17 protein-coding genes are annotated in these 21,229 nt (G+C 50.6%); 3 read left to right on the top strand and 14 right to left on the bottom strand.

Annotated features, from left to right (window positions below):
• Positions 1-45: 45 nt before the first annotated feature.
• Complete coding sequence (locus ACSF8X_RS22565) at positions 46-852, bottom strand: AraC family transcriptional regulator (RefSeq protein WP_500851553.1); 807 nt, start codon at positions 850-852, stop codon at positions 46-48.
• Positions 853-1,191: 339 nt separating this feature from the next.
• Positions 1,192-1,953 carry a uracil-DNA glycosylase family protein gene (locus ACSF8X_RS22560; RefSeq protein ID WP_500851552.1) on the bottom strand — a complete coding sequence of 254 codons (762 nt, stop codon included), beginning with the start codon at positions 1,951-1,953 and terminating at the stop codon, positions 1,192-1,194.
• A gap of 252 nt (positions 1,954-2,205) precedes the next feature.
• Here ACSF8X_RS22560 and ACSF8X_RS22555 point away from each other — a divergent pair, with 252 nt between their 5' ends.
• The gene (locus ACSF8X_RS22555; protein ID WP_500851551.1) at positions 2,206-4,404 is read left to right on the top strand and encodes a DUF6035 family protein; all 2,199 of its coding nucleotides are present in this window, start codon (positions 2,206-2,208) and stop codon (positions 4,402-4,404) included.
• Between the two features lie 54 nt (positions 4,405-4,458).
• On the opposite strand, the gene ACSF8X_RS22550 is transcribed toward ACSF8X_RS22555, so the two are convergent.
• From ACSF8X_RS22550 to ACSF8X_RS22535, 4 genes are all read right to left on the bottom strand, one after another.
• A complete protein-coding gene (locus ACSF8X_RS22550) occupies positions 4,459-4,608 on the bottom strand; it encodes a hypothetical protein (RefSeq protein WP_500851550.1) in 150 nt (49 codons plus the stop codon).
• A gap of 103 nt (positions 4,609-4,711) precedes the next feature.
• Positions 4,712-6,457, bottom strand: coding sequence for a methyl-accepting chemotaxis protein (locus ACSF8X_RS22545; RefSeq protein WP_500851549.1), 1,746 nt, complete (start codon positions 6,455-6,457; stop codon positions 4,712-4,714).
• A gap of 1,471 nt (positions 6,458-7,928) precedes the next feature.
• Positions 7,929-9,131, bottom strand: a complete 1,203-nt coding sequence (gene manA / locus ACSF8X_RS22540) for a mannose-6-phosphate isomerase, class I (RefSeq protein WP_500851548.1) — start codon at positions 9,129-9,131, stop codon at positions 7,929-7,931.
• A 249-nt stretch (positions 9,132-9,380) separates the two neighbouring features.
• A complete protein-coding gene (locus tag ACSF8X_RS22535; RefSeq protein WP_500851547.1) occupies positions 9,381-11,282 on the bottom strand; it encodes a PTS fructose transporter subunit IIABC in 1,902 nt (633 codons plus the stop codon).
• A gap of 413 nt (positions 11,283-11,695) precedes the next feature.
• Between ACSF8X_RS22535 and ACSF8X_RS22530 the strand changes: the two genes are divergently transcribed.
• Positions 11,696-12,541, top strand: a complete 846-nt coding sequence (locus ACSF8X_RS22530; RefSeq protein ID WP_047876900.1) for an AraC family transcriptional regulator — start codon at positions 11,696-11,698, stop codon at positions 12,539-12,541.
• Positions 12,542-12,544: 3 nt separating this feature from the next.
• Here ACSF8X_RS22530 and ACSF8X_RS22525 read toward each other — a convergent pair whose 3' ends face one another.
• The 8 genes from ACSF8X_RS22525 to ACSF8X_RS22490 all read right to left on the bottom strand — a co-directional run bounded on the left by ACSF8X_RS22525 (position 12,545) and on the right by ACSF8X_RS22490 (position 19,605).
• Positions 12,545-13,378: a PTS sugar transporter subunit IIA gene (locus tag ACSF8X_RS22525; protein WP_500851546.1), complete on the bottom strand. Its 834-nt coding sequence runs from the start codon at positions 13,376-13,378 to the stop codon at positions 12,545-12,547.
• Entirely contained in the window at positions 13,371-13,679 is a 309-nt protein-coding gene (locus ACSF8X_RS22520) for a PTS fructose transporter subunit IIB (protein ID WP_500851545.1), read from the bottom strand. The genes ACSF8X_RS22525 and ACSF8X_RS22520 overlap by 8 nt, the downstream gene beginning before the upstream one ends.
• Positions 13,680-13,800: 121 nt before the next feature.
• Positions 13,801-14,262, bottom strand: a complete 462-nt coding sequence (locus tag ACSF8X_RS22515) for a MarR family winged helix-turn-helix transcriptional regulator (RefSeq protein WP_500851544.1) — start codon at positions 14,260-14,262, stop codon at positions 13,801-13,803.
• The gene (locus ACSF8X_RS22510; protein WP_500851543.1) at positions 14,259-15,248 is read right to left on the bottom strand and encodes a DUF2955 domain-containing protein; all 990 of its coding nucleotides are present in this window, start codon (positions 15,246-15,248) and stop codon (positions 14,259-14,261) included. The genes ACSF8X_RS22515 and ACSF8X_RS22510 overlap by 4 nt, the downstream gene beginning before the upstream one ends.
• Positions 15,249-15,292: 44 nt before the next feature.
• Positions 15,293-16,342 (bottom strand): HlyD family secretion protein, encoded by a 1,050-nt coding sequence (locus tag ACSF8X_RS22505; RefSeq protein ID WP_500851542.1) that lies wholly within the window; start codon positions 16,340-16,342, stop codon positions 15,293-15,295.
• Positions 16,343-16,518: 176 nt separating this feature from the next.
• Complete coding sequence (locus ACSF8X_RS22500) at positions 16,519-17,889, bottom strand: L-serine ammonia-lyase (RefSeq protein WP_500851541.1); 1,371 nt, start codon at positions 17,887-17,889, stop codon at positions 16,519-16,521.
• 202 nt (positions 17,890-18,091) lie between these two features.
• Positions 18,092-19,222 (bottom strand): HlyD family secretion protein, encoded by a 1,131-nt coding sequence (locus ACSF8X_RS22495; RefSeq protein WP_500851540.1) that lies wholly within the window; start codon positions 19,220-19,222, stop codon positions 18,092-18,094.
• The gene (locus tag ACSF8X_RS22490; protein ID WP_500851539.1) at positions 19,222-19,605 is read right to left on the bottom strand and encodes a DUF3302 domain-containing protein; all 384 of its coding nucleotides are present in this window, start codon (positions 19,603-19,605) and stop codon (positions 19,222-19,224) included. Before ACSF8X_RS22490 ends, ACSF8X_RS22495 begins: the two co-directional genes overlap by 1 nt.
• A gap of 367 nt (positions 19,606-19,972) precedes the next feature.
• Here ACSF8X_RS22490 and ACSF8X_RS22485 point away from each other — a divergent pair, with 367 nt between their 5' ends.
• The gene (locus tag ACSF8X_RS22485; RefSeq protein WP_500851538.1) at positions 19,973-21,208 is read left to right on the top strand and encodes a tetratricopeptide repeat protein; all 1,236 of its coding nucleotides are present in this window, start codon (positions 19,973-19,975) and stop codon (positions 21,206-21,208) included.
• Positions 21,209-21,229: the final 21 nt, after the last annotated feature.

Genomic DNA, 21,229 nt, shown 5'->3' with positions numbered 1-21,229 from the left:
GCTTACGGTATCAACAGGAAAGGGGGGCGGTATTGAACAAACTGGCTATTTGTTCTTATTCAGGGTGAAACTGGCGAGCAGCTCGCTGCTGGTCATGCCAAAGGTACGCTTGAGGGTTCTGCTTAGGTGCGCCGCATCACTGAAGCCGGCAAGGTGGGCCGCCTGAGTGGTATTCGCCCCGTTTTTTATTGCCCTAACGGCACAGAGCAGACGTCGCCAGAGTAGATAAGGGCGCCAGGCTATGCCCAGTTGCTCGCGGGCGAGATGGAGAAAGCGGCTTTCTGACAAGGCCAGCCAGTCGGCGATTTCCTTGGCCCGCCATTTATCCGGTTTTAGACAGTGGCCAGATAGGCAACTGTCAAGCTGGGCCTGCAATTTTCTGATCCTCGAATCGCTGATGGTATAGCCCTGTTGTTTGAGTGCGTTGACCAGTTCGGGCTGTGCCGCGAGGGCATGGTAGAGCCCACCGAGGGTACGATTCGGTTGGCTGGCAAATTCTGTCGGCAGTTGGCTGATCGCTGTACCGACCCGGCTCTCTGGCTCCGCCAGAATGATCCAGCCCTGTTCCATTTGGAGTTGATGGCTCTGATCAGGGGGGATAACCTTAGCCTTATCGAAAGGCTGGCCGTTGAGCTTGGCAGATAGAGTCGGCAGGCAGAGCTGCCATAGTGTATGGCGATGGGGTTTGGCATCGATGCTCTTGCCAAAGGCAATCACCAGCCCAGGTGAAATATGGCTGAAAGGTTCGCACTTTGGTTGGGGATGTGAGGGGATTTCGTTTTTCGTTTCCGCGCTGTTCCATGTCGCGGGGGAAGCCACTATCGCGGCTGTGGCCGAGGCGTCTGACTGCATCCTTGTCTACCTACTTGTTGTTCAGCTATCGCTGGTTGAAAATTGTTCAATCCATAGTAGCGATATCCCCAAGCGAGCTCAATATACATAATGGATATGTCTGAAAGCGGAAGTACTTTAATTTCCGGCGATATGTTTTAGGGATAGGTTGTCAGTTTTGGTTCGGATTGTTTTTGGGAGCTACGATAGGAAATTTTACTATCACTGTATCTATTGAGGGTTATGACTGCGTTGGTGTTGCTTAGGTGTATTCATATCTTTATTGAACAGGTATAGAAAGTTCTTATAGTAAATAATGAATACAAGCAGGGATATCTCCTGCTTGTATTTCATTCATCATCAAACTGCGTAACCTAATACTGATAGCAGTTGTTGTTTTTTACTTAAGATAATTTCAGGGTTTGTTTTATCTGATAGGTTCTCTCTGGATTTTTCACCTAAAAAGAATGCTATTCGTTCAGCATTAGCCCCCGATGGGTGAGGCATACCAGCTAAGATTTGCTCGCGCTTGATATATCCGCTCTCAGCCATGGAGAAAAGCACGTCTGCTACTGAATCGCCTAAGGGGACGTATAATGTCTCTGAAGACAATTGACGTAGCTCTTCCCCAAGGTATTGCTCTATTGCTTCTCGAAGCAATGGCGTTCCTAACATCTTCGGCGTGCGCCCACTGTAATTTTTACCATTCACAAACACGGGATAACGTAGAGCTGAGGTGTAATGTACTAAGTCCTTCCTGATCGTGAATAGTTCTTCGCAGTCATTTACGCCTAACCGATGTTGCAACCCGATATGATTTAGCATTCGTATAAGATTTTTACGCATGGGGCCGGCGAAACTGGCGGTTTCTTTGGCTGATTGGCTAACAATAGGCAAAGGCTTGTTGGTACTTAATTGTCGCTGTGCTTCCTGTAGTGCGATTTCCGCTTGTTGTAGTCCTGGCGTTATTCCACAAATGACAATTTTTGCTGCTGTATTCACATGATCAAATGGTGCGTAATACATCTCAATTGATTTGTCTTTATTTAGTAACAATGAACTAGGCATTTCCTTTAATGGGAACTGCAATGCTGTTATTGGTTTAATAAGTTGAGATAACACTTGATATTCTTCTCTTTGTTATTTTGAAAATACGGTGATTACGTACGGATTTCAGCCTGTTGTCGTAACACTCTACAGCAATGAGTATCGGAAAAGCGATATGTGTTGTTGTTCGTGTGCCCTGCTTTTTCATCGATGGAAAATAGATCACGACTGGCCACATAAATCGAAACAATACACCTTATGTTGCATAATGAGTATGAAGCTGCATAGGATATGTGGCACCAAATTTTTGTTGGTATCGAGCACGGAGTGGTGGCTGTGGGAATAAATGATTTTGATGAGGGCTGGGAAATTCTGGTCAGTGATTACGCGAGGCCTATTGCGGCTAAACGCCTGATTGCAAATATTTATCGAGGTTCGGATATGGCGAATGGGATCATTCGCAGTCAGATCGCCGAAAATAGCCAGCATTACCGGTGTGCACAGTGTCGGGGGGCGGTATATCTTGTCGGAGGACAGGGGAGAAGGCAGTGTTTGCATTTTAGGCACAACACTAAATCTCCAGAGAACAAACAGAAGGCCGAGGGATGTTTTTTCTGCAATCCTAACCGTGAGCAATGCCGATTATACAACCGCATCTTTCGTGCTGAGGGAGAATGGCACATGCAGAACAAAGAGCGGGTTGCAAATATATTGGCCCACGACCCAAGAATCGAGCCGGATTCAGTCGCGACGGAACGCTATATTTTTAGTACCGAGCATACGCTCAATATTCGTCGACAGCCTGATATATATTGCCGAGATCGGGATGGTAATCATTGGGTTTTTGAACTTACCCGTTGGTGGTTACATCCGGAGACGGCCGTTGAGCGGCAAAAATTCTACCGTAAGCTCGGTTATAACCTCGTATGGCTGTTTAGCCCGGAATGCAGAGAGGAGAATCGTTCGACATTTCATCTTTTACTCTATGGTGCTAATTATCATGACGAGATGACGCTGGAATCCATCACTTGTGAAGGGGCACAGTTCAATGCTTTTGAGTTGTCCGAATCTGCGCTGGAAAAAAGTGACAGTGAGGGTGAGTTATATCTCGACGTTATCTATCCGAGCTTTGTTGTTGACGATAACCTAGGTACGCTCATGACGAGTTATCATAACAGGCTGATGAGTATGCATGATCTCATCTTGGATCCTTGTCAGCGGCTTCCGTATGGCGTAGAGACGGCGTGCCAACTGCAACAAGCGAAGGCGTATCTGGCAGAGGTGCGTAATGAATTGCTTCAAGCTGAATTCAATCGGCGGTATAAGTCCGAAGTGAAAGATCTGACGTTAATCCGTCGGTCGCTTGGCGAAATACGGAAAATACGACGGGTTGGTATCGACGAAAGCAGCATGGTGCAAATCAGAGAACGATTGTCCGAGTGTCGTGCGAGGTTACCAGAGATTGGCGGGATGAGGGCGATTCGAATCGAAAAACTGATTATCGGTGCAGATTGCAAGGCCCAGTTGTCTATTGAGCGTTACCTAAAAGAAAGAACGGCGCGTGAGGAGCAGATTAGTACACTTTGCTACGAAGGGCATGGGTTTATTAACCAATTCAGTGGGCAACCACTACATCCTGATGGAGAAGTCAGTCGGCAGGCGGAGCAACTCAGCAAACAGCTTGAAGAGATAGGCAATTTCAGTTTTTCACGGCGCATAACGGCCGCATCTCGGGCTTGCCACCGTCGTTATATCGAGTTGTTTATTTATCAAATGAATGAAAGTGTAGGAAAGGTAAAGCATCGTCAGTACGTGGAAAAAAACAGGCCGTTGTTGTTCTCATTGCAGGAATATTGCCAGCAATTTGATGAGCGTCAGCTGCTCGTTCAGTTAAACAAGTTGCATCATATCGTTGATAACCACACTATCTATCTTCAATATTGCGAACTGGCTGCGATGATCGTTCATCCTATGCTGCCGTCAGGGTATCTTGATGATGTGCTGGATATGTATGATTTACTGTCGGAATATGAATTTAACCAGCAAAGGACGGATTTTAACCTTGCCGTGATACGGCGTTATGCCAGACAAGCTGTGGATGATTTTGCCGCGCTTCATCAATGGGATAAAGCACTAGATTATCGAACGCTCCTACCGCTGGCGATTCAGGTCGCCGAGGAGGATGAGTCGGCATTGGCAACAATGCTGGGATGTCATGCCAACAGTCTCTCCCGTCTACCAGAAATCAGAGATAAGTATGTTGAACAGGCGTCGGAGTCGGTGGCGTCTTTTTTTGTCGGGATAGGTCAGGCACTCTCTAGCTTGATTTCCAAGGCAGAGCGGGCATCTAATACAAAAGTCTTGGCTGCTATCGTCCCGTTAGCCGAGAAGCTCTTTACTGACTGCTATCTTTATACGTCATCTTTTTCAGATCAGGCGGTGCAATCCCAAAAGACTGATTTAATGAATGCGTATTATGAGCCTTTGTTTGACAAGCTCTACCAACTTGTTGAACCTCAAGATTAACTCTTAGAGTTCATGTTTTACATTTGTAAGACATCCTGCGCCATGGTTATGGGATTAATCAACCTCCACAATCCCATATGTGCTGGTGGCTTGGTTTGCTTTCATCCAGCCAAGAATAATGTCGCCGTTGAAGCGCACACTCGCCTCCACGATTTCAATCACCTCACTGGCGACCATGGCATAAAAGTCATCAAACTCAATCATGCTTTATGTTCATGGTCTATCTCGTGTGGTTGCCAATTGTGCCGTTATTCCCGGCGAGCCCGCCATGACCGAGCATGGTTATGGCGGGCTCGTCAGGGCTGCTTCACATCTTGAATTTAAGAATGGAGTTACCCAATTCAATGGCCAGTGATTCTAGGTGTTCGGCCTGGACTCTATTTTGGGTGATAGCCGCCGCAGCCTCTTGGGATATATCATTGATATTATAGACATTCTTGTTGATTTCCTGAGTCACATGAGATTGCTCCTCCGTTGCGGTGGCTATCTGAATGTTCATGTCTTGGATTTGGCGGATCTCTTGTTCGATTAGCGTAAGGGTTTGGGCGGCTTCATCGGATTTGGATAATGTCCCTTGGGCCCCTCGGGTGTTATTTTCCATCAGGTGAACGGAATGTTGGACTTGTTCTTGAAGTCTTAGGATCATCGTTTGTATTTCGTCGGTACTCTGCTGGGTTTTGGTGGCGAGTGATCGTACTTCGTCTGCCACCACGGCAAACCCGCGGCCGTGCTCGCCGGCTCTAGCTGCTTCGATGGCGGCATTGAGGGCCAGCAAGTTGGTTTGGTCGGCTATCCCTCGGATCACATCGAGGATCCCGCCCACATTCTCGGTTTCCTGCTGCACGATATTGATTGCGGCTTGTATGTCGTTGAGATTGTTGACGAGCAATTGAATACTGTCATTCATCTCCCCCACCAGGTTGAGTCCATCTGTCGCGCTAAGGTGTGCTTCGTTGGACGATTTCGATGTGAGGTTGGCATGTTGCGACACCTCGGTGATAGTGGCCAGCATCTCGTTGATCGCCGTCACGACATGTTCCAACTCTGCAAGTTGGTGGTGGGAGGATCGATCGGCCTCCGTCGACGAATCAGCAATCTGTTTTGATGAGCCATATAACTCTGTTGAACAGTTGTTGATGCTGCTGATGATTTCCTTGATGTTGTTCGCCATGATCAAGGTTGAGCGGTATACGCCAATGTCCTCGGTGCGCAGCGGTGGAATATCCGTCAGGATCCCGTTTGAAATGTTCTTGACGAGATGGTTAATTTCATTGGGCTCGCCGCCAATCGGGGCATAAATATATTTTCTGACAAATATCTGGCATAAGAACATGGCGATAATGCTCGCCCCGCACAGGATGCCGATCCCCATGGTGAAGTTGTCGTTGCTTTCTTTTTCGATGGTGGCCAGATATTCATAGTTGGCGACGCTGAAGCCTAAATGGCTGGCGTTGCTGATATAGGCGATGATTTCGCCTTGCTTGCCCGAGTAACTGATCCTCCCTGATTGATTTTGGTATTCAGGGTAATCGGTGTAGATATTAGTGTGAAGCATGCTGCTGTCACCGCTGGCGATAACACTGCCGCTTTGGGTCAGGTAGACATCAATTTGGTCGCTGTCCACGTTGGAGAGTACAAAGGAGTTGAACTCGTCCAAGCGAAGATCGGCCGCAGCCACGGCATAGATGTGGTTCTGCGCGTCGTAGAGCGGGATACTGAATGTGATAATCCATTTTTTGGTGAATTCATCTTGGTATGCTTCGGTAAATGAACGTTTAGTCACGCCATTGATGACATCATCGAACCATGCTTTTCCTGCTGCGTTTTTATTTATATCAACCCCATTCTTGGTTATCACACCACCATTTTTCATCGCAATATAGACATTGGATATGGATGAGTTGTTCTGGATATCAGAGAGTTGTTTCATCACCGACTGGATGCTGCTGTTGTCAGCTGTGTCAACGTTGATACTGGCAGTGCTTAAGATATCAAAATAACGTTCTGTGTATTGTGTTATGACCGACGAAAGCATATGTGATTGAGACTGCATCTTGCTGTCATAATTAGCAATGGATGACCCACTAAAGTTTGACAGATTGATACTGGTAATTAATGCAAATGAAATGATAAAAAATGAAGTGAAGGATATCGTTATTTTTGTACTTAGTTTCATCTTATGTTACTCACGAATAAGGTACGGCTTATCACGAAATCAACATATGTTATCGTGGATTGGAAGATAACTTATACCTTAATGGATAAGTTATTATGAGTTAGTAACAGGTTACAAATATGACTAACGTGAAATATGATTTTATTATTATCAATGTAAGTCAAATTAAATTAATGATGAGATGTGATTACTTGAAGTTAGTCACGTTGCTTCAATTTTGATATTTTTAATAATGAGTTGAGTTATTCGGTTGTTTTTTTATTCGCTTGAATAATTGAAATTAATGATGATGTGAAATTTTTTTCATGAAAAGGCGATAGATTGCCATTTCTCAGGATGGTTATTTTGCTATTTTCTTTTTTTTACTTTTTTTCAGCTGTTTAATGTTCACTGGTGGTTGATGAGCTAACTTTTTGCCGAATAATTAACCAAATATCTAAGCGGTTGTGAATGTTGTTATGATGAAAAATAAGCAGCAATAGCAAAGATAACTAGTCAAAAAGTGTTGATTTTTTGACTCATATCTAAAAATTGAGTGGGAAATTGACGCAAGAAAGCATGATCTTCGTCTCATTCATATCATTCTATTTGCGTATAATCTGCCGGACATTCAGCATGTTTACTAATCGTGGTGAAAAATGAGTACAAAGGGAAAATTGTTGTTATCCATAGAGTTGGGATTTAATTTATTATTACAATATTCATTTTATATTCAGAGGTAGATAAGTGCTTATTTAATTGGTGGCTATAAATATCAATTTTCAAATATGGCTTATTTCACTGTCAACGCAATAGGGCAGAAAGTTTATCCTTGAGTTTTATATCAGGATAGATTGGTATTGTCTATTCCGGTGTTGGAAGGAAAATAGTCACCAGATAAAAATATTTTAACGGCATTGAGCGCGGTGAATGTTGATTTCAAAACGATCAATATTTTTGGCAAGCTGTCTGACAGCCTGAGAGAGTGTTGCTACGTTAAAAATATAAGAGGCTGGACGATGAAGGCCCTTTTTAAAATGGATAATAAAGAGAAGTAACCATAAAAACCTGTACATTTTCCCGCTTGGTTAAGACGGACTCGGCGGGATTTTTTTGCGGTTAATAAGACCGTGACGTGTAGAAAGAAAAGGGAGCCATGCGCGCAGGGAAGCGCTTATACATGGCTGCGCATGACCAAATAGTGTGTGGTATGAGATGAATGTGTGGGGGGGATTGTGACGGCAAGAGAAGAACGCAACAAAGCCCAATGCGAATTGGGTAGATAGAGTAACCAATAAAAAGGCCTGAATTGCTCAGGCCTTTTGCGTTTTATCTTGTCATTATTGCCAGCAACGAGGGGCGGCGACAATTAGTTGTAGGCGCGGGCGAAGCGGCCTGTTGAGCTTGCTTCAAAACGGCCGGTGTTTGCCGGAATGAAGATAGACTCGCCCTTTTCCACGGTGAGCGTGTCACCGCTTTGGTGAGAGACGGTCAGCGGCGCATCAATGGCCAGCAGGATTTCCGCGCTGTGGGTGGTTAGCACAAATGCCTGCTCGCCTTGGTAGACGCTGAACTTGAAGTCTGGCACTGGGATCGGGTAGTGCTCGGCACCTTGTTCGCGCGTAGGCGCCAGCAGCAGGGTTTCGGCAGGCATTGGCACGCAGCGGGTGCAGGCTACCAGCTCCGGAACGTCCATATATTTCGGCGTGAGGCCCGCGCGCAGAACGTTGTCGGAGTTGGCCATGATTTCAAGGCCGGTGCCTTTAATGTAGGCGTGCGGGGTGCAGGCGTTGAGGAACATCGCCTCGCCCGGCTGCAGGGTCAGGGTATTTAGCATCAGCGGGCCGAACAGGCCGATATCGCCCGGGTACTGGCTTGCCAGCTCAAGGATAAGGGCGAAGAGCTCATCGTCCTGATGGTTTTCGGCATGCACTAGCAGCTTGGCAACCGCGCTGTCTTTGGTGTCGCCTGTCAGTGACAGCATGGCCTCGAAGAAACGCTCCAGACCTTGTTCGTTCTGGTTGCCCTCCAGCGCGGCAACCAACTCGGCTAGCTCGCTGATAGACAGGGCATTGAAGAGGCTGACAATCTCACTATAAGGGCGGAAACCGTTCATCGCCTGATAAGGCGTCAGGGCATATACCAGCTCGGGTTTGTGGTTGGGATCTTTGTAGTTGCGGTTGCCTGCGGTACGTGCAACGCCTAGTTCTTCTTCTTTGGCAAAGCCTGCCTCGGCCTGCGCCTTGCTTGGGTGCACCTGAATAGACAGTGCTTTCTCTGCGGCAAGGACTTTGAACAGGTATGGCAGTTCGCCGAACTGCTCGGCAGTTTGTGGGCCGATAAGGGCTGCCATGTCATTGCTGATAAAATCAGAGAGCAGGGTCGGCGTGGCATTGACCTCGATGGTAGAGCAGCCGTTCGGGTGCGCACCCATCCAGATCTCCGCCTGTGGCTTTTGCTCTGGGTTGGCAAAGCCGAAAAGCTCGGTAATAGAGGTGGTGCTACCCCATGCGTAGTCCTGAATGATGTTGTGCATGCGGAAAAAACGCGGGGAAGAAGTTGCGGTTGTCATGGCGTTCCTTAGTGTAATACCGATTTCGTTAATGCCCGTCACTTCGGTGCGGTGATGGAGACTAAGGAAGTGGGTATTGTATGGGTGTTTATATCACTCAACGCATCTTATCAAAGTTGGCCTGAAATTTTTAACGATTCGCGGGAAGAGCGGGTAAAAAAGCTCCCTCGACGGGAGGGAGCTTGGCGGGGCATATCACTCGGTATGCCCATAGACCTGCCGGATCCGTGGACACCGGCAGAGGGGGATTTATGCCATAGCTTCTTGCTGTGCTTTGGCCTGACGCATTTTCTTCAGAGAGACTGCAACCAGCGCGGTAACAACAGCACCCGCAGCCATACAGGCAAGGGCTAGTACCGGCTTGTTCATGGCTCCTAGCAGGGCAACAACCGGACCGCCGTGGGCAACGCTGTTGGTGATGCCGAATGAGAACGCCATTACCGCAGCAACCATTGAGCCAAGTACGTTGGCTGGAATCACAGACATTGGATCTTGCGCGGCGAATGGAATCGCACCTTCAGAGATACCCACCAAGCCCATTGCGCCCGATGCTTTACCTGCTTCGATTTCAGACTGTTCAAAGATGTTGAACTTGCGACCGATAACCGTCGCCAGAGCCATTCCCAGAGGGGCAACAGGGATAGCACATGCCATCGCACCCATGAACTGTGTTTGACCGCTTGCAATCATGCCGACAGAGAACAGGAAGGCGACCTTGTTGAATGGACCACCCATATCGAAGCCAGCCATGCCACCCAGTACAATACCCAGTAGGATCACGTTACCCGAGCTCATGTTGGTCAGCATGGCGGTTAGGCCGTCCATCAGGCTGGCGATTGGCGCACCGATAACGAAGATGAACATACCCGCGATGAACAGAGAGCCGGTGATAGGTGCAATCATGATAGGCACCAGCGGCTGGATGAACTTGTGGTAGTTGATGTTCACGATGAACTTAACGAAGTAACCTACCAGCAGGCCTGCGACAATCGCACCGATGAAACCGGTACCCGCTTCGGCGCCGTAGAAAGAACCGTTGTTGGCAATCCAGCCGCCAATCAGGCCCGGAGCCAGTGCAGGGCGGTCAGCAATCGCATAGGCAATGTAACCGGCCAGAATTGGGATCATCAGGGTAAAGGCAACCACACCCACGTTCAGCACTTGGTTCCACATGCTGCCGTCAGGGATTTGCATACCGCCAGCGGATGGTTCGCCACCGATTGCCAGTGCCAATGCAATGAGCAAACCGCCGGTTACCACGAACGGGATCATATGCGATACGCCGTTCATCAGGTAGCGGTACAGATCAGAACGAGCCTGCGAGGCTTTGCTTGTGGTTTCTGCCGGTTTTTCGTCGCCGGATACTTGGTAGGCGGGCGCTCCCAGTGCTTGGCCAATGAGCCCTTTGGCATCTTTAATTGGGGCTTTAACGCCTGTTTTGATCAGGCGCTTGCCGGCAAAGCGAGCCATGTCTACCTGCTTGTCGCAGCTTACAATGATGGCTTCGGCGCGGGCGATCTCCTCGGCTGTCGGGCTGTTTTTCACCCCGATGGAACCGTTGGTTTCGACTTTGATTTCATAGCCCAGTTCGGCTGCCCCTTTCTCTAGTGCCTCAGCGGCAAGGTAGGTGTGGGCAACACCGGCAGGACAGCCGGTCACACCGATCAGTAGGCCTTTGTTGGCAACTGGGGTATCGGCGGTTTCGGTTTTTTGCAGTAGCAGGCCAAGTGCTTCTGATTCGCTCTCCGCTTTGAGGAAGGCATCGATGAAGCCGTCTTCGATCAGCTTGGACGAAAGTTCTGCCAGTACTTCGATATGGTGGTTGGCTCCGCCGTCTGGCGAGGCAATCATGAAAAAGAGTTTGGATGGCAAGCCGTCTTCGGCTCCGTATTCAATGCCGCTACGGCTCACACCGATGGCAACGGCCGGTTCGGCAACTGCGGCGCTCTTGGCGTGGGGAAGGGCGACGCCGTCCTCAAAACCGGTATTGCCCAGCTCTTCGCGGGCGTGGATGTCGGCCAGGAATTGTTGTTTGTCGCTGACACGTCCCTGCTGGTGCAGCAGGTCGATCATTTCGACAAAGACCTCTTCTTTGCTGGTTGCCTTCAGGTTCAGGCAAATTAGCTTCTCATTAATCAAATTGGTGATCATGAGCGTTCCCCCTTATGAGAATTATTATTCGGCTTGTTGTGCCGTTGGGGATATTTTCGGCGATATTGCAGGTTCGTTTATAGTGTACCAGAGGGGCAATTACTGGATATTTGTAACCTTGGTAGCATAGTGTGATCTAATTCTCATATGACATATTGATGGTTTTGTTATCTGCTTACAATATTAATGCGTTATAAATCAATTGTTTGCTTGGTTTATTTGGGTGCTGCTTACAGTATGTTTTTATCTGGTGTCATAATGAAAACTAGAGTTAAGTAACAACAAATGGCTAGGTGTAAGGGGATGTTTTGGTGATCGGGTTCACGCAAATTCGCCCTGCAACAGTATAAAACTGGCTGAGGTTCTGGTGGCGGGTAATAATGCCAGCCTTGTTATTGCCATGAATGATTGTGATGGGCCAAGTATTCCAACACCTGCTTGAGAACCTGCTTTGCGAGCGGGAGCATTTCAACCAAATTTGGTTTGGCGGCGATCTCCATACCCCGCCCCAGTTTAGTTACCAGGTCAATTTCCCCCGGCTTGAGATGGTGATCCACGGTGAGTACATCAATATGCTTGAAGATCCCGATCACGGGATCACCGAAGTCAGTATTATGGCGGGCGACGCACTGTACATTCCGCCTAATAGTTGGAACAAGCCGATGTGGGATACTGACTGCTCGGTACTGAGCCTGTTGTTCGGCCGTCGCCAATTGGGGTTTAGTCTGGTGAGTAAGGCCAAGGAGCAGTCGGGGTTCTACGATGTGCAGAAATACAGTATCCAGACCCGTACAGGCTATGCGATAGACCATATTCTGGCAGCCCTCAATGCCTTGGCAAAAGAGCCGCACAAGAAACCTATGGACGAGTACCTGCTGCAGGCCCTGCTTAGTTACAGCCAGCAGATGTTACTCTCACCGGCTAGAGGCAGCAAAAAACGCAGCGAGGATCTCTATCAGGGGATCTGTATCTATATTCAGGAGAATTTCCATCGGCCTATCGGCAGGGATTCTATCGCCAAGCGGTTCAATATTACCCCCAACCATCTCTCTCGCCTCTTTCGGCAACAAGGGCATATGCGCATGGCTGATTACATCACCTGGGTACGTATCGAGCGGGCCAAGTTCATGCTCAAGAAATACACCTTCCGCCTGAGCGAGGTTGCTACCCGATGCGGTTTTCAGGATGTGAACTATTTCTACCGGGTGTTCAAGCAGAAAACGGGGATGACCCCCTCAGACTACCGGGCCAGTTCGTAGCCGCTACGGGGCGCGCCGGTCAAAGGGGGCGGCAAGGGCATGGACGATGATCGCATCGAGTACATCCGGGTGGGTGTTGTCGCCGAGCGCTTGGCAATATTTGGTCACAAGCAGCTGTTGCGAAAAAGACGAAAAAGCCTCGAGATGCGGTCGCTGTGGCGGTGCGGGTAGCACCAGCCCGACGATGCGGTGGACCGGTCCGCGTTGTGATCCCCAGTCCAATGGGGTATCGAGGGCCGTGACACTGATATGGGGCTGGCTGACAAGCGGGCTAAGCACATGGGGCAGGGCGATACCGTTGCCCATCGCCGTCGAGGAGACCGACTCGCGGGCCGTGAACTGTTCGAATAGCTGGCGGGTTGCGGTGGCGATGTCGTCAGGATGGGGAGGTGCGTCTTGCTGCTCTTTTTCAGCGATGATGACAAGGCGGCTAATGGCCTGCAGCTGGGCGTTTTTGTCTGTGCATGGTGCGAGGTGGTGGAGGCTGAACGGGAACGGCAGCGGTGTTGTGGGCGTTGGTCGGTGTGGCTGCTGGCGGTAGCTGCTGTTGATCAGGCGGCAGTGTTCGGCAATAAAATTGGTCAGGGTCATGCACGCCAGCTCGGCGTCTGTACCTTCGATCAGCAGTTGGCAAAGATCTCCCGGCCGCGAGCCAAGGCTCATCATCTGCATCGGTTGTTCGGCATTGGCAATATTGAGCCGCGAGATATTGCGCATTACCACCACGGCTTTGAAATAGTGGGCAAGCGTTTTCAGCCGGTTGAGCATCCAGGCGGGAATACCTTCCTCGCCAAGGAAGAAGGTAATACGGCGTTCTATGTTCAAGGCCTTAGGCACACAGGGCCTTGCAGCGGTTCAGTACGCTTATTGGATCGGTCAGAACTTCTTCGATCGTGACACAATGGATTTTGCTGCCGGTGAATCGTGCCCTGTGCTCTATTTCAATATCCGATGCGATGAGAACGATATCGGCCTTGCCGATATCTTGAATGCTCAGCAGGTTCTCGATCCCCATCGCGCCTTGGGTCTCAACCATGATTTGGATCCCGAGCTGCTGGGCCGTTTTTTTAAGCTCTACCGCAGCCATGTAGGTATGGGCAATGCCTGTCGGGCAGGCTGTAACAGCAACAATCTTCATTTTCTTTCCTGAATAGTCATCATCCCAACGCGACTGCGCGGGAGCGAATGCCGTAGATGTAGCACGGAATGTACATCCGCACATTGAGTTGCGTTAAGAATGTGGCATTTTTCCCGGGGTGTTAATCAGCCCCGATGATCACGTCATCTTTGATCAGTTTTTTGCACAGGCTCAGCAGCAATCGCTGTTCGTCGGCCGAGAGCGGGGCGTAGTAATCGGCAACAATCGCTTGCAGGCGCTGGTGGGCTTGGGTTTTGGTTTCCTGCCCCTGTTCGGTGAGGGCGAGATAGCGTGCTTTCTTGTTTGTATCGCTTTTTCTGGCCACGACCAGTCCGCGTTTGATGCAGTTGTCGACCAGCCGCTTGGTGACCGAGCGTTCTCGGTGCAGCGCTTCGGCCAGCGCCTGTTGCGGGATCTCGCCCCGGTGCGCCAGTACCCGCAGTGCGCCGAGCATTTCGAGGGTGATGTCCCATTCGGCGGCCAGTACCTGATTGGCGAGGGTTCTAAATTGCTTGTAGGCCAGTCCCATCATGAAAGACATATTGTTTTCGAGTTCCGGAATGTCGTTGATGGTTATGCTCATCGTGCTTGTCTCGTATTGTCGGATCGACGGGTTAATTGGTGCAGGGTGAACAATATACCCAATGTTACCGTCAGTTCCCATGCCCGCAGGTAAGTACTTTCCAAGCCGAGGGTTTGGTTACCCATGTAAAGCTGGATCGGGAGCAGTGTTGCCAGCAGTGCGTCGGCATGGAGATCTCGCGCTGGCCCGTCGGTATGGGTCATCCAGTTGGTGATCAGGAATATAAGCGTGCCGAGCCCCAGCGCATAGTAGCTGAGGATGGATTGGTGGCCCGCCATCAGCAGCGTGAAGATGACGGCAATGGCACACCCTCCAACTTGGGTTATAAATCGGCGCTCGACGACTTCTAGGAATTTGTCTCTGCCGGGTTGGGTCGCGGCGGCGACAACCGGGACCATGCAGAAGGTAGCCGAGACAATATCAACAATCATCAGGCATGCCAGTCCGCCGCCGATCAGGCCCAGTGAGACCACCCGCTGCTGGAAACTGACCGGCTTGGGTGAAAAAGCCGGTGGTTTGCCGCCTTTGGCTTGCGGCAGGATGAGCAGCATTGCTTTGGCCACGCAGGCGGTGATTAGCATGGAAAGGCCAATTTCATGGATCCGCATCGGCATATCCATGCTGGTGTGCTGCGAGAAGACAATGATCAGGATCCAGTTGAAGGTCGGCATCAGCATCGCCCCCGCTTTGGCCGGGGTATCGGCCCGGCGGCGCAGGGTATCGAAGAACAGCAGGCTGAGCGTCCAGATCACAAACGGATGGTTGGCTAAGATTTCACAGATCAGCAATGCCAGCGAGGCTGCGGCGAACGTCGGAAGGAAGGTCCGCAGCATGCCAGCCCAAGAGTAGTCCTTCCCTTTGGTCATCAGGATGGTTGGGTACAGGGCAAGGTAGACCGGAGAGTCAAGGTGCAGCAGCTTACCGGCCAGCATGCAGATTGTGATGGTCAGGGTGATGCGCAGTGCATCTTGGCGTTGTGGGGTCATGATTCGCATCACCTCGTTAAAGCGTTATCAGTCAGAAAAGGCGATCAGTAGATATAGCGGAACCAGGAGACCAGTGAGATCCAGCAATAACCGATGCCGTCGATCAGGCTGTTGCCATTTTCGACCATGACGCTGGCTCGGGAGCCCGCGATTAATGCTGGGTTGGCCTCATCAACCGTAATTCGGGTTCGGATTTTCTGCTGCTCGCGGATCCAGCGGCTATCGTTGCCAACCGTAGAAAGCTGGTTGGCCGGATTATTTGCGTCGAACACCGCGCGGTCCTGATTGGCAATAGTGCCTTGGTAGACCTTGCCCGGTAGGGCATCGAAGCTGATCCAAACAGGCGTACCGGCCTGCAGATGGGCAACGCCTTTTTCATTGAAGTCGGCACTTAGCCATGTGTTGGTTTCGTTCACGACAAACATCACCACGGCGCCTTGGTTGACATAGGTGCCGGCCTGTAACTGGAGGTTGCTGACGGTGCCATCAGTTTTGGCAACAACGTGGGATCGGGCCAAATCAAGTTTGGCACTGGCCAGCTTGGCCTCGGCCAGCTCAATTGCCGCATTTTTGTTACCGGTGGCCAGTTCGGCATTAAGGCGGGCGATGTCGGCCTTGGCGGCTTTTACGGCACTGGTTGCAACGTCAGCGGCTGTTTTTGCATCGTCGAAAGCCTGAACGGTGATCAGCCCCTTGGCTTGCAGTGCTTGCTGGCGGAGCAGCTGGTTGTGGGCATTGTTGGCTTCGACCATCCGTTGGGCGAGTGCCTGCTCGGCCGCATGAAGCTGTTGCCATTTGGCCGAATGTGACTGCTCGGCCTGATGCAGCTCTGCCTCGGCCTGTTTGACGGCCAGCGCATAGCGGTGGTTATCCAAGGTAAACAAGGTATCACCGGCGTGGACAAACTCGCCGTTGGTGACATCTACCGTAGCGACAACCCCCGACACTTCCGGGGCGATATTGGCAACGGTTTTGTGCATGGTGGCCTGGGTGGTAAATGGCGACAGGTTATCGGCGCTGATCAAAAAGGCGGAAAAGCCTAGCGTGATAGCGAGCACGGCATAAAGCGTATATTGGTAAATTTTCTTAGTCATTTATTGTTACCCATACAACAATAATATCAATGAAGCGCAGTATAACTATTTTTGTTGTATTGGCAACAAAAATAGTTATTCACTCAAGGAATGCTAATTTTTTTGTGGTGTGGGGATGAGCGGTAAGATGATAGCGGTGCATCGATGGAACGTTGACGCGCGGTGCTGCTGGGCGCTTATTCGCATGGTGGCGCCAAGTGGATCATGGCCAGACCGCCAAGGGAGGTTTCGCGGTATTTCTTGTTCATGTCCTTGCCGGTCTGGTACATGGTCTCGATGACCTTGTCGAGAGAGATACGCGATTTGCTATTGCGTTTCAGGGCCATGCGCGAAGCATTAATGGCCTTTATCGCCCCCATGGCGTTGCGCTCTATGCAGGGGATTTGAACCAGCCCGGCGATGGGATCGCAGGTCATGCCCAGCGAGTGTTCCATGGCGATTTCGGCCGCCATGCAGATTTGCTCGTTGCTGCCGCCGCGGATCGCCGTCAGGCCAGCTGCTGCCATTGATGACGATACGCCGATTTCTCCCTGACAGCCGACTTCGGCACCAGAGATGGACGCGTTCATTTTATAGAGCATGCCGATGGCGGCCGAAACAGCAAGGAAGTCTTTGAGCGGCTTGCTATCCAGTTCGCACACAAATTTATGGTAGTACATCAATACGGCCGGGATCACGCCAGCCGCGCCGTTGGTCGGTGAGGTGACCACCTGCCCGCCGGCGGCATTTTCCTCGCTGACGGCAAAGGCAAACAAGTTGACCCAGTCAAGAACCGCCATCGGATCGTTATCAAGAGCCCTGTTTGATTCCAGTGCCTTTAGCAAGGCGGGGGCGCGGCGAACCACATGGAGCCCTCCTTCCAGTATCCCTTCGGTGGCAAAACCGCGCTGCATGCATTGGGACATGACTGACCAGATCAGGTCGGTTTTGCGGTCGATCTCGTGTTGGCTGCGAAAGGCCAGCTCGTTGCGCAGGATCAAGGTGCCAAGGCTGATCCCCTCGCGCTCAGAGGTGGCGAGGATCTCATCGGCGGAATGGAAGGGGTAGGGAACCTCAATACTCTGGCTGGGCTTGCCGTGCTGTAGCTCGTCGGCTGTGGCGATAAACCCGCCGCCGATGGAGTAATAGGTGTCGGCGAGCACGGGCTTGCCGTCTTTGTCGAAGGCGGTGAGGATCATACCGTTTTCGTGCAGGGGCAGGTTGGTGTTGTGAAATAGCATATCCTTGTCGGCATTAAAGCCGATGGTTTTCTTTCCGGCAAGGTGCAGGGTGTTACCGGCAGAACCTTCGGCCAAGGCCTGGTTCGCAATCGTAATGTCGATGGTATCGGGTTGGTTGTTCATCAGACCGAGCAGGGTGGCCCTGTCGGTGTGGTGGCCTTTGCCCGTGAGTGATAGCGAGCCGTACAGGTCAACCCTTACTCGCTCAATCCGAGGTAGCTCGGGGAGTATTTTCTGGCAGAACGCATAACCGGCAAGCATCGGCCCGTTGGTATGCGAGCTGGAAGGGCCGACACCCACTTTGTAAATATCAAAAATCGACAGCATAGCCAGCTCCTGACGGATAGATCACGGACAGTAAAGCTTATCATCATCCTAGACGATATTTCTGCCGAGGGTTGCGGATCATCCGGTTTTGATCTTCTCCCCTCGTTGTCTGTGAGATCGAGCGGCAGGGCCCAATATACGCCGGAAGCATGAGGATGATCGCAGAACGATGATCAAGGCACTATTAATGATCAAGGATCTATCAATGATCGAGGAACAGGTAGTTCTGCCAGCTTTTCATCCGGATCAAGACTTTCCTCATTACCGAGACATGCTCGAAGCGATCCGAATAAACGGCAATCTCAACGTTGGCCCCTTGCGGCAGGTGATACTGGCTGAGATCGTCTGTGATTTTGAGCTTGACCAGCGGTCGCCCCTGCCTTAACAGTAAGTCGCTACCGTAGAGCATGCCCGCGGCCTGTACTTGGCTTTCACCAATAGCGGGGAGTACTTCCACTACTTCGCCCTGAAAAGTCTGTCCCGGCAGGGCCCTGAAGATGAAATCGGCTTTGAATCCGGGCTTCAGTCTGAGCAAAGAATTTTGCCGAAATGCGCCGATGAAGAACTGCTCCTCTTTGTGGATGAAGGTCATGACGGGGCGAAGCGGAACCGGGACGGCCATCATGCCCGGACGGAGGGTGACTTGAGTGACGATGCCGTCCGTTGGTGCGTAGGCAATGGTTTCCTGAAGGTTAAACTTAGCTTGAACCAGTTGTGCTCTGACCTTGGCTGTTGTGGTGTTCTCCCCAAGAATCTCAGACTCATAGGCCAGTTTGGCGCGTTGTTCTTCGGCGCGGGCTGCTGTTAGGGCTGCTTCGGCGCTACGGTAGAACTGGCGGCGGTTATCAACATCGGATTTTGTGAAGGCACCCCGTTTGAAGCCTTTCTCATAGCGGCGGTATTGAGTAAGGGTGCGATCGCGTTCGGCAAGGGCGCGGGAGGTTGTCGCCCTGGCCGCGTGGTAGGCTGATTCCAGTCCCAGTACGTATTGCTTGGCTTCGGCCAGTGCCGCGCGTTGTAGCTGGACTTCGGCCTGATAAGGGGTCGGGTCGATTTTGAAGAGTATATCCCCTTTTTTGATCTGGCTGTTGGGCGTAACTGGTACTTCGATGACCTTGCCGCGTACGCCCGGCACAATAGGGGTTGTGACAAAGAACTGTCCGCCGAGGTTGCTGTGGGGGTGGTTGTAGTTCATCAGCAAGATCAAGGTGCCGATGAGGATGATTCCGCCCAGTACCGCAGTCGGTACCGTCCATTTGTTGAGGGGGATCTTGAAAATTTTAAATATTGCGATGCAGAGCGCCGCATAGGTAAGGATGAGCAGTAGATCCATTAGCGTTCATCTCCCCTAAATGGTTTTTGGCTGTGCCCGTTGGTGCTTTGCTTTACTTCAAGCTCCGCGACTTTTTCTGTTAGGTGCTCAACCTGTTTGGCGAGGTTGAGTACTTCATGGTGGAGTTCGTTTTGTTCGTTTTGGATTTTGGTAAATCCCCACCCTCGGTCTTCGCGCCACAAGGTGGCCCAGATCCACAGAAACGGCCAGAGCGCATGCAGGGTAAACAAGCTGACCCATCCGGCATAGTGGATGGCATCCTGGTGGGGATGGTTGCGGGTTTTGGATATCTCATAGGGAATATCGTGGATGGCGATAATGCCGTAAAACAAGACAAGTGCTACAAAGCACAGTAAACCGAGGGCAAAATAGTCGAGAAACATCCTTGCTCCTTGCGAAGAGACCTTACTTATTGATATATAAGCCAAGAATCATACGGTTAGCACCCTGCGGCGATTCACGTCGTGGTTCACCCTCATAAAATGCTGTTTTGGGGTGCCGCGGTGGGTTATGAGGCCAATGATACTTTTGCCGTTCTTATTAAAACCTAGCACTCAATTGCGTGGGTAAGGCGCTGAGGGGATATTTTTTTGTTTTTGCCTCCAGTCAGAGCAAATGCGGCCGATGATATGGGGAAGGCTATCTGATCCGATGTGTAAAGTGGTTTGCCTTGTTCGGAGGTATTGATGTTTTGGCGCTCTGGCTGAACTGGGGGCGTCGAATAATGTATGTGTATTTTTCAGGGGAACTATGACTAGTCTTTTGATCGGGTTGGCGATTGTTGTTGGTTTGCTGGGATGGATTATCTACCGCTATAGCGTAGCGCAGGATATCGAGGCCGAGAAAGCCAAGGAGCAACGCGTCAAGGACGAAAAGTACCGCTTGGTGTTGGAAAAAGCCAAGATGGCGGAAAGAGAAGAGAAGATTTTCAAGGCCCAGACGGGCCATGTGCAAAGCCAGCTGTCGCTTGCCAAAGAATATGAGGCTACCAATATTCGCGAGGCACTGTATTGGTATGGTAAAGCTGCCGAGCAGGATCATGAAATTGCTATGAATGCGATGGCCAGATTGTGCAAACACGATATTGATGATCCGCATGGCGAGGAAAAATCGGAATATTGGACGCAGAGGCTAAAAGCTAAAAGTAATGTGCCAGAAGCGTGCTTTGAGCTTGGCCGCTATAAGATCAAGGGACACGGAACAGATATTGATGTCGAGGGTGGCTTGGCGTTGATCCATCAGGCGGCGGACGCCGAGCTGGTGGTTGCTCAGCTGTTTTTGGGCGATTGGTATTTATCCGATCAGGCTGCCGACAAGGATCAGAAAGAGGCATTTTTGTGGCGTCTCCGAGCTGCCTTGCACGAGGATGTTAGGGCGTTCAAGAAACTGGCTTATTGCTATCAGGCTGGTATCGCGGTTGAGAAAAGCCGCTCCCGCACGGTTTATTGGCTGGAGCGTGCCGCAGAGCTGAGGGATATGGAAGCACAGATCCTCGTCGCCAAGATGCATGGCGCAGGCGATGCCTATGATAATGCCATTGCTTATATTTGGCTCTCACAGGCCCATGTCAGTGGTCACCCTTCGGCGAAAGTTGAGCGGGATAAAGTGGTTCAGCATATTGGCATTGAATCGATATTGGGAGTACAGAATGTTGCCAATACCGTTGAGATGATGATTAACCGCGCGGCGTTCGAACCTCAGTCGGTAATTCGTTTCCTAGACAAGCTGTACGAGCGAAAGGGCTATCGTCCTACACATGATGAGCTGGAGACGTTGGCACTGGGTGACTTTTCCAATCAGGCGATGAGTTCTCAAAAAGCATCATCTCATTCGTCGGATGAGGCAAGTGGCCTTTCTGGCGAGTCGTCTGAGAGTCAATCTGCCTCTGATTCAAGTGGTAGTGAAAGCAGTGCGTCTTCTTCTTTCCAAACAACGGATTGGCAGGCGGGATGGGAGCCGGTTTCTCCAGATACGTCGAAGTCGTAGTCATATACTGAAGAGCGAAGA

Source organism: Photobacterium panuliri (assembly GCF_059920555.1).
Note: the sequence above shows the minus strand (reverse complement) of the source record. Positions and strands in the feature narration are given on the sequence as shown.